We start from the raw sequence: 9,385 nt of genomic DNA, 5'->3' as shown, positions 1-9,385 counted from the left end.
CTTTTGTTTTTGTTGTCTGGCTGGACAACTTCATCATAAGGAGGTGCTCGTTTAATTTCAAAGCCGAAATTTAACACCATACAGGAATGCTTTGTCAACGGATTGCTACCTTGCAACGATCTTACCCATTCAGAGCAATCCGGTGACAACAGCGATCGTAAGAACATTCGCTCTGCGCAGCTGCCTTTGCAGTTAATTGAAACACAAGGGGCCGTCTCAAAGTCTAATGACTTTTGGGACAGCCCCTCTTTGTATTCATCAAAACTCATCATTCATATGGTGTGATAGAATCGGCCAGAATCTCTCATCGCGAATCATAAACGCTTTAGTATCCTCTAAAGATATACCCATTTCAGTTAATAGAATAATAACTATCAACGCTTCAAGTAACTCTACAGTCCAAAACATCTCTGAATAGCTAAGAATTCCTCTAGTGTCGTTCTTAAGTGCGAATAATAGTTACGTGTGTTAACTATTCTAGAGTAAAATCCATTTGCATTATTAGTATTAATTATTCGCTCACTGCTGGCTAATATGACCTGTAAGTATTTTTCATCTAAACGTTTTATCCTGCATTGCAAATTTACCCGATCTAAAAAACCTCTTGCATACGCACACATAGATATTGAAACGAAAAAAGATACGGCGCAAAGGATAAACGATCTATTCTCCAAAAAAGCAAAGGAAGTGACAAAGTGAAATATGCCGTATGGCGAGCACTAAACGATGAAGGAGTAACAGCCGCGTTGCTGGACATTGCCAAAGCCCACGTGAAGCTTGCCTTGGAGTACAGTAACACCAACTTACCTTGTCGTAGATAAGCCATTAAAGCCGAAATCCAGCGTCTGAGAATGGAGCGTGACGGAATTCTCGAACGGATCGTCTGAACCATTATTCGAACATCATGAAGTCAATACAACCATGTTGCCGAGAGTATCGAAACCCCCCGAACGTACACGAAAAAATAACCGCCGTTAGCAAAATGTTAGCAAACCGGCTTTTTTGCCATGAAAAAAGGCTCCAGCCCAATGAGCTGAAACCCTTGAAATCCTTGATATAAGTGGTGCCGAGGACGGGGGTCGAACCCGTACGATACTCACGTATCGCAGGATTTTAAGTCCTGTGCGTCTGCCAATTCCGCCACCCCGGCACGTCTTACGAAAACTCTGGTGGGCCCTACAGGACTCGAACCTGTGACCAATCGGTTATGAGCCGACCGCTCTAACCAACTGAGCTAAAGGCCCTTATTACGTCCACCTATCGCCTCCGCACTTGCTAGGAGCGATAAAATTTTCGAACTGAGAACAAGAATTAATATACTATATTTTGCCGTTGTAAGTCAACTATTATTTTAAATTTCACTTCTGCAGTTAGGGCATGTAACGCACGCCGTACTTGCCTTTGCGCGATCGGAACACTTCCACCTCGGATGGGCTGTCGTATCCATAAATCCACCAATCGTTCTCCATGCGCCGCACTAAGCAGCCAGCTTGAAATTTGGTCTCGTACAGCCGTCCCCAATAAATCCATTTCATGCGTATCGCCTCCATATTCTGATTGACGAAGAAGTTGTTCTTAATGTACCCAAAAAAATAACCCGCAATCGCTTGATTCGCGATTGCGGGCTTTCCTCACACCTTATTCTTCTACCGTTACAGTGGCCGAATCCGTCGAGGAGGTTGCTTCACCAGCAGCCTCTGCCAGTGGCTTCACGTCGATTGTGCCGCCGCCATCGCCGCCATTCGGATTCGTCTTGAGCTTCTCGAGAACCGCGTTACCCTTGGTCTCCCACTCCGCGAGTGCTTCCTTCGCCGTCTTGGTGCCTTTGACGACCTCGGTGAACACTTCGCTGCCTGCATTTTGCGCTTCCCAGATGCCTGGCTTCTCGCGATATACCTTATCCGTATCCGTCGAGGATGGCGGAATTGGCTTCAGCGTATAGAATGCCGCGATATTGAATGGCGTCGTGCTCTCAGAAGCTTTAATGAACGATTTGCGAGACGACAACTCATATTGGCTGCGCGACTTCAGCTTCGCAACCTCAGGGCTGTTAGTGAACTTGATGAACTCCCAAGCGTCGTCTGCATTCTGAGCTTTCGCATTAATACCCATCAGCTGGCTGTAGTAAATGCTGCCGCCGACACCTGCTGCCTCTTGATGCTGAGGAACCGTCACAACATCCCAATCCACAGGTGTGAAATCTTTGATCTTCGCTGCATTGTCTTTCGCCAGCGTCAGCTCATTCACATAGCTGAAATCGGAGATCGTCATTGCAACGCGGCCGCTCAGGAACCAATCGTTATCTACTGGATTGTACTCACCCGTTTGCTCTTTACCTTCGTTCATCTTCTGAACGTCATCGGAATCTGGAACAATATCATCTTTATAAAGGCCCGCTACCACATTCAGCGCATTTTCCCAGCCCGGCGTGTTCACGAGCATCTTCTCGCCCTTATCGTCCCACACCTTCAACTGCAGCGTGCTTGCATAGTTCTGAACATCATAGATGCCGTTGCTGCCCGGCCAGCGATTGAACGACAGACCGAACTTGCGATCTTTGCCCTCGCCCTTCGATACACGGCGCGCCAAGTCTACGATATCTGGCCAGAACATGCCGTCCGTAGGAGGCGTAACCCCAGCATCTTGGAACAGCTTCTTATTATAAAATAGAGCGGAAGCGCTGAACGTTGGCGTAAGAGCATACAGGTTGTTATCGCCTACTTGCTTAATACCGTCCAGTACCGTCGGTACGTAGTCCGTAAGGTCGAATTTATCTTGTGCGATAAGCGGGTCCAGCTGCTGAAGCAGATTATCTTGAACCAACCGTTTAAGCTGCGAATAGTCGATAACGACGACGTCGACCGGATTTTGACCCGTCAGCATCTTCTTAAGCTCTTCATACGTGTCTGGCTGCTTCTGTTGGTTGTTCGGATCATACGTCTGGAAGCGCTGATCGTCGTTATTGATTGCACCAACAATCTCAAGCTCAATGTTCGGGTGTGTGAACTCGAACGTATCCGTGTACTGCTGACGGGACCAAGGCTCATTGTCTTTGCCGCCATACAGCGTACCGATACGGAGTACCCGCTTCTCTGTCGAGCTGTCTTTCTCCCCTTTGCTGCATGCTGCCATTAGCGGTACGAGCATTGTTAGTGCGACTGTCGTCGCTGCTGCTCGTTTCATCCAAAGTCTCTTCTCCATGTTCGTTACCCCTCCAATGTTTTAGGCGGCGTGATGACGATACGTTCACCATCAAACTCAATCGATGCCTTATCCTTAATGTTCAGCGCGGACAAATATTCCTTCGGAATCTGCATCCGGCCGACGCGGTCAATAACTACGTATTCCTCGTGTACCTGCTTCAGGCCGCTTGCGCCTGCCGCAATCTCTTCATCCAAATGATGATTGCGTTTAATGAACTCGGTACTCGTCATACCGTCACGTATCGCGACAACACGGTCTACCTTGCTAGCCAGCGACAAATCATGCGTAACGATAACGATCGTAACCCCAAGCTCCCGATTCATTCGGCGAAAAATATCCATGATCATATCGCTCGTTCGCGTATCGACCGATCCTGTCGGTTCATCCGCGAGCAGCATCTTTGGCCGGTTCGACAGCGCGATCGCCATCGCGACGCGCTGCTGCTCACCGCCGGACAGCTGATGGAGCTTATTGTGCATGCGCTCCTTCAATCCAACCCATTCAAGCAGCTGCTTCGCATACTTGCGATCCATTCGGCCCGCAAGCATCATCGGCATCTCGACATTCTCGAGCGCCGACAAGTACGGCAGCAGGTTGCGCGCGTTGTTCTGCCAGATAAAGCCGACCGTATCACGTTTGTATTCGACAATCTGCTCTTCCGTAATCTTAAGCAGATCCCATTCACCGACTTTGACCGAACCGGCCGAAGGCCGATCCAGTCCGCCGAGAATGTTCAGCAGCGTCGATTTGCCGCTGCCGCTGTTGCCGATGATGGCCATCATCTCGCCATCCTCAACCTTGAGGTTCAAGCCCTGGAGGGCGACAACCTCGAGATCGTCTGATTTGTAAATTTTGACTAAGCCTTCGCACTCTATCATTGTCTACCGCTCCTCTCCCATTTTGACCGCCTGATGAACGCGCAGCCTGCGAATGTGAAGAAGCAGCAGAATAGCGCCTAACAGCATCATGACGGATACGACCATGTACAGCTGATTCGTATCCTGCGAGTCAAATACGACACGGAACGGCGGAACCGAATTCTCGACGTTGTCGGTCGTCTGCAGGAACGGCAGGAACAGCAAGCTGGCGATTTTGCCAATCAAGATACCAAGTCCAATCGACAAGCCCGCTGTAAACAGCTGCTCCAGCAGCAGCATGCCCGTTAGTTGTCTGCGTGACAGACCCATCGCCCGAAGGACACCGAATTGAACGACACGGCCAGAAAGATTAAAGAACCAATACAGCACGTAGCCCGTCAGTGAGACGATAATCGAGACGAGGAATCCGAGACTTAAGATACCGAACACGCCGCCGCGCGTCGGATGCTTCGATTGAATGAGCAGCTCGTTTCTTGCATCCGTTACCGATGCGAGCTCGATGCCTTTCTTCTGCAGCTCTGTCATAACAGGGCCGACCTTCGCGCCTGGTTCCATTTTGAGCCAAACATCGTAAGGGATGATTGGTACTTGATCGTAAATGTAATCCAGGTTCGCAATAATGAATGGCGACTTATCTGGATATTGCGTCGGCCAATACGGTACGATGCCTGCAATAGCAAACTCGATGACCCCGTCCGTCAGACCAACTTGAATCGTATCGCCAAGCTTCAGCTGGTATTTGTCCGCAACCGACGATGGAATGATTGCCGCTTGCTCGAACAACCCAAGGTTCCGCAAATAGTAGAAGGGATGAACCGGGAACAGGTCTTCACCAAACCAAGCGACTTTCGAGAAATCGACGTTGTCGATGCCCATCAGCGTACCCTGCCCGATCGAGCGATCTGCGACCTTTATGCTCCCTTTCGTTTGCAGGACGCGTGCAGCCGCTTCTACGCCATCCATCTCTTTGAATAGCTCGAATGGAGGTTCGGAGTAATTAATTCGAGTTGGCGTGCTGCCGCCTGATTGGCCGCCGCCACCGCTGCCTCCTTGACCACCACCATTGCCTTGGCCGCCGCCTTGACCTTCCCCTTGGCCACCACCGCCTGAACCGCCATTATTGCTATTGTCTGTGATGCTGACCTCTGCGCTTCCCTCCCAAACCGTCTGCATAATGACGTCTGTGCCGTACTTGTACTGCGTACGTTCCGTAGAGTTCAGATCAATCGTACGTGCTGCCGAGGCATTATATACCCCAAGGCCGAGCGTCAGAATGAGCAAAATCATTAGTGGATAATAGCCCTTAGACGAACGGGACAGCTGTACAAGCGTCAGGTACAGCGGCACTGGCAGCAGCTTGCGTCCCAGCCAGTTAAACAGTTTAAGCAGCCATGGGAATATGCGTAGGAAGAACAATCCCAAAGCGAATATTGCAATCGCCGGCACGAAGAACAAGAACGGCTGTACGTTCAGCTGGTCTGTCGTCATGCCTGTTTTGAACGAAATCATTTGGCGCTCGTTGAACAAGTACCAACCGTATCCGGCTACGCCCATCAGCGCAACATCAAGGTACCAACGCTGCCATACGGGTCTGCGGTCGGAACGCGCCAACTGCTGTTTGTAAGTGACGATAGACATCCGCGCGTAGCTGATCGCAGGGATAACTGTCGCAAGAATGGCAATTACGACAGCAGCGACACCTGCAATGATTGCATCCATTGTGAAGCCAACAGGAATCGATTTGCGATCAACGAACGTCAGGAAGCCATTCGCTGACCCAATACTCTTCGCCATGAACCAGCCAAGTAATGGGCCGGTTGCAAGTGCCAACACGCCGAGGAACAATCCTTCAATCAAATAAATAAGGATGATCTGCTTCGTCCGCGCACCACGGCTGCGAAGCACGGAGATATCGGAGCGCTGCTTGTCGAGCGATTGTCTTGCATTCATCATGATGAAGAAGAATACCATCGCAATCATCGGTGCTGCCAGCGTGAACAACAGCGTCTGCAGCTGTATGCTCTGCTTGCGGAATTCCGAGAGCGTTGATGCGAATGAAATCTCGATCTTCGTATCTTTCATTTGCTGATACAGGTCGATATTCATCCGCTCCAGTGTCCGGCTAAGCGGCGACAGCTGGCTTGTTGTAATCTCTCTCAGGTCGAATGCATAGTACCAGTTCGCCGTATGCAGTGGGATATGCTGCTGTCCCATCAATCCGTCGACCATGGTCTTTTCGCCAATAAGCAAGCCGCTCATTAATCCTTCAATACCCTGATACCAATAAGGATCCGTATCCGACTTCGGCTTGAAAGCGCCAACGATCTTCACCTTCAGCGTCAAATCCAGTCCGCCGTATACGGGATACTCGAATTCATCATCGATATGAATATCATTGCGGAACATGGCTTCTTCCAGCATGACCGCTTCAATGACGCCGTCACCGCTGCTGCCTGCTGAATCAACGAACCAACGGCCTTGCGACAGGTCCACTTTATCTTCTAAGCCCGACATCGTCATTAGGCCAAATTGACGTACCCGGCTCGGATCGACCTTCGAAGTATCAACGGGTACAACTTCAGAACTTCGTATGGAATAAGTGCGTACATCTGTTGTTGTTGGGAAGCCGACATGCTTCGGTACTTCCTCGTGTATATAACGATTGACATTCGTCAGTGCTGTAAGATCCGTCTCGGTTCCAGCAGCCGCCTGATTACGAATAAGCAGCGAGCCCGCTGGCAACCCTTCGCTCTTCTCCTGCAGCGACTGCGCGACTACGCGCTTCAGCGCGCCGTCGGCATACATCGGAATACTCGTCGTGAACGCAACAGCTATGACAAGCCCGACGAATGTACTGAGTGTCAGCCAGCGGGTGTTCCACATTTTGCGAAATAGAAATCGAAACAACGGGATACCCATAGCTTATCGACCTACGACTTTCTGTCCCGGTGTCAATCCTTTCAGGATTTCCGCTTGGGTGGAGGTCTGCTGGCCAACCTCGACGTCAACCTCGCGCTTCGATCCGTCCGCCTCAACAACCTGTACATATTGGCGGGCACCGATGCTGCGCAATGCAGACAATGGAATCACGATTGCGTCCTTCTTGCGATTAACGATAATGTTGAGCGAGAGCGGTGTACCGCGCTGCAGCCCTTCTGGCATTTTGGACAATTGCACGATCAAGAAATCTTCCGGACGCTCCAGCGTCTGCTGACCGTTCTGGCCATTCTGATCATTATCTGTGGACTGGAGCGGCAGCTGCTTGACAACACCTTTCACTTCACCGATGCCGTTAATGTCAGCAACAACTTCCATTCCAAGCGCTACTTTCGTCAATTGATCCTTGCTCAGCTTCGCAGCCGCAGTCAATTGCGATGTATCTGCAACGATGCAAATGGCATCATAGGCTTTGATTTCGTCGCCCTTCTGGACGTTTAGCGAAACGATTTTGCCGGAGAATGGAGCCGTCAGCACTGCCTTGTCGATCTCCTCTTGAAGATCAGCGAGCGCTTGACGTCCTTCCTCAAACACAATGACAGCCTCTTCATAGTCGACGGGGTCCATGTCATCCTTGTTCCGCAGCGTTTCCTTCATCTTCGTTTCTTGGCGGCGGAAATCGAGCTTCTTGGTCCTCAGCTCCTTACGCAGGTCATCGACATCCAGCTCACCGATTGGGTCGCCGGCTTTAACATCCTGACCATTCTTCACGTACAGTTCCTTCAGCCGCTTGCCATCCAGCGTGAAGTACAACGTCTCCTCTTGCATCGAAATGACTTTACCAACAGACGAAACCTTCGTCTCGAGCGTTGCTGTCGTCACATCGTACTCCGGTTTCTTCGATATCGTAGGAGGCGTAATGGCAGGCAGCTGCTCTTCTTCCTCCTCCTTCGGCAGCAGGCCGCAGCCTCCCGCCGTTAATAGAGATAAGCTGAGTACAACAGCCGCTCCTCTCTTAAATAAACTTCCCATCCACCATTTCGTAAACATGGTCGGCAACCTCCAGAATAGTAGGATCATGCGTAGTCATACATATAGTTACTTGTTCTGTTGCGATTATTGTTTGGAAGACTGCCATTATTTGGGCAGACATTTGAGAATCGAGCTCCGCTGTCGGTTCGTCCGCCAGCAGCAGCTTCGGGCGGTGTGCGATGGCCTTCGCAATGGCAACCCGCTGTTGTTCACCGCCGGACAGCTCGAACGGGCGATGGTGCATCCGCCGCTCCAGCCCTACCAACTTCAAGCAATGGGCTACGCGTTCTTTCCACTCTCTCTTCGGCACACCTGCCATACGAAGCGACAACTCGACATTTTCCCAAGCAGACAGAAGAGGCATCAATGCATACGCTTGGAAAATAAAGCCGATCTCCATCCGTCTAACCCTCGTTCTTTCATTGTCATTCAGCTGATGGAACGGGCGTCCATCAAACCAAATTTCCCCCTTGCTCGGCTGGTCTAGCCCCCCCAGCATATTCAGCAGCGTTGTCTTGCCTGAGCCTGAACGGCCCCTTAGCATGACGAGCTGATTCGGAAGCACCTGCATGTTAATGCCTTTAAGCACATGCAGAGGCTGACCGCCTACATTGAACATACGTTCAACACTACTAACGGTCATGATTGGCTCAGTCGACACTTTTCCCTTGTTTCTAAGGGCAGCGGCGGACTCGCCATCGGGAATGTGCTGCATAAGGCTTTCTGTCGAGACAGCAGTTTCAAGCTGTGCCGGATCACCTTCGGCTGCTCCTGATGGCGTGGATTTGAGCTCAGATTGTTTCGCTTTTGATTTCGATTTCCATGTGGTCAATAAACCCATAGAGGGGTGGTCACCTCCGCCAATCCTTTTTCATTTTTCTCATTTATCCTATAGACGGAAGCATTGGAAGAAAAGTTACACCGCTTGACGATAGATTTCGTAAAGAATTTCGATAAAGTGTTCAACCCACCTAAACCGAGATTTCTACCCACCTAAACCAAGATTTCTACCCACCTAAATCCTCCCTGCTAGGGAGGACCCCATGGGACTCCCGTCCCCTGGACCCCGGAAGGGGTTGGTGGCGAGACCGAGGCGTGGATAATATACCGCGTGCTGGGGGTCGTGTGCCCTCTGGGCACAACTTCTGTTCGAGCGTGGTTAAAAAAGAAGGGGCTGTCCCAAAAGTAGGTCAACTAACTGATGAGCTAGCTCAATTTATTGAAAAAAAGCAAAAAAAGGGTTCAGGGGGTCATCCCTGAATCGCCTTTTTGATTCTTCTATCAACTGCCACCTTCTTGAGCAAATTATGGGCAAGCGAAAGCCACCCGACCTC

Annotated in this window: 7 protein-coding genes and 2 tRNA genes; all 9 read right to left on the bottom strand. The window is 50.4% G+C overall.

Annotation, left to right across the window (positions count from 1 at the left end; all coding sequences use genetic code 11):
- Positions 1-392: 392 nt before the first annotated feature.
- Positions 393-620: a HEPN domain-containing protein gene (locus DFQ01_RS32285; protein ID WP_425452455.1), complete on the bottom strand. Its 228-nt coding sequence runs from the start codon at positions 618-620 to the stop codon at positions 393-395.
- A 441-nt stretch (positions 621-1,061) separates the two neighbouring features.
- Positions 1,062-1,150: transfer RNA gene (locus DFQ01_RS30540), tRNA-Leu, on the bottom strand.
- Positions 1,151-1,167: 17 nt separating this feature from the next.
- Positions 1,168-1,244, bottom strand: a tRNA-Ile gene (locus DFQ01_RS30535).
- Positions 1,245-1,370: 126 nt separating this feature from the next.
- The gene (locus DFQ01_RS31320; RefSeq protein WP_174812428.1) at positions 1,371-1,535 is read right to left on the bottom strand and encodes a hypothetical protein; all 165 of its coding nucleotides are present in this window, start codon (positions 1,533-1,535) and stop codon (positions 1,371-1,373) included.
- 103 nt (positions 1,536-1,638) lie between these two features.
- Entirely contained in the window at positions 1,639-3,201 is a 1,563-nt protein-coding gene (locus DFQ01_RS30530; RefSeq protein ID WP_110047681.1) for an ABC transporter substrate-binding protein, read from the bottom strand.
- A 5-nt stretch (positions 3,202-3,206) separates the two neighbouring features.
- Positions 3,207-4,082 carry an ATP-binding cassette domain-containing protein gene (locus DFQ01_RS30525; RefSeq protein WP_110047680.1) on the bottom strand — a complete coding sequence of 292 codons (876 nt, stop codon included), beginning with the start codon at positions 4,080-4,082 and terminating at the stop codon, positions 3,207-3,209.
- Between the two features lie 3 nt (positions 4,083-4,085).
- Positions 4,086-7,001: an ABC transporter permease gene (locus tag DFQ01_RS30520; protein WP_110047679.1), complete on the bottom strand. Its 2,916-nt coding sequence runs from the start codon at positions 6,999-7,001 to the stop codon at positions 4,086-4,088.
- Positions 7,002-7,004: 3 nt separating this feature from the next.
- Positions 7,005-8,069: an efflux RND transporter periplasmic adaptor subunit gene (locus DFQ01_RS30515; protein ID WP_110047678.1), complete on the bottom strand. Its 1,065-nt coding sequence runs from the start codon at positions 8,067-8,069 to the stop codon at positions 7,005-7,007.
- Entirely contained in the window at positions 8,035-8,892 is an 858-nt protein-coding gene (locus DFQ01_RS30510) for an ABC transporter ATP-binding protein (protein WP_425452454.1), read from the bottom strand. Before DFQ01_RS30510 ends, DFQ01_RS30515 begins: the two co-directional genes overlap by 35 nt.
- Between the last annotated feature and the right edge of the window lie 493 nt (positions 8,893-9,385).

Origin of the sequence: Paenibacillus cellulosilyticus (assembly GCF_003182255.1) — a bacterium.
Classification (GTDB): domain Bacteria; phylum Bacillota; class Bacilli; order Paenibacillales; family Paenibacillaceae; genus Paenibacillus_T; species Paenibacillus_T cellulosilyticus.
The sequence above is the reverse complement of the archived record's forward strand: the minus strand, read 5'-3'. Positions and strand labels throughout refer to the sequence as shown.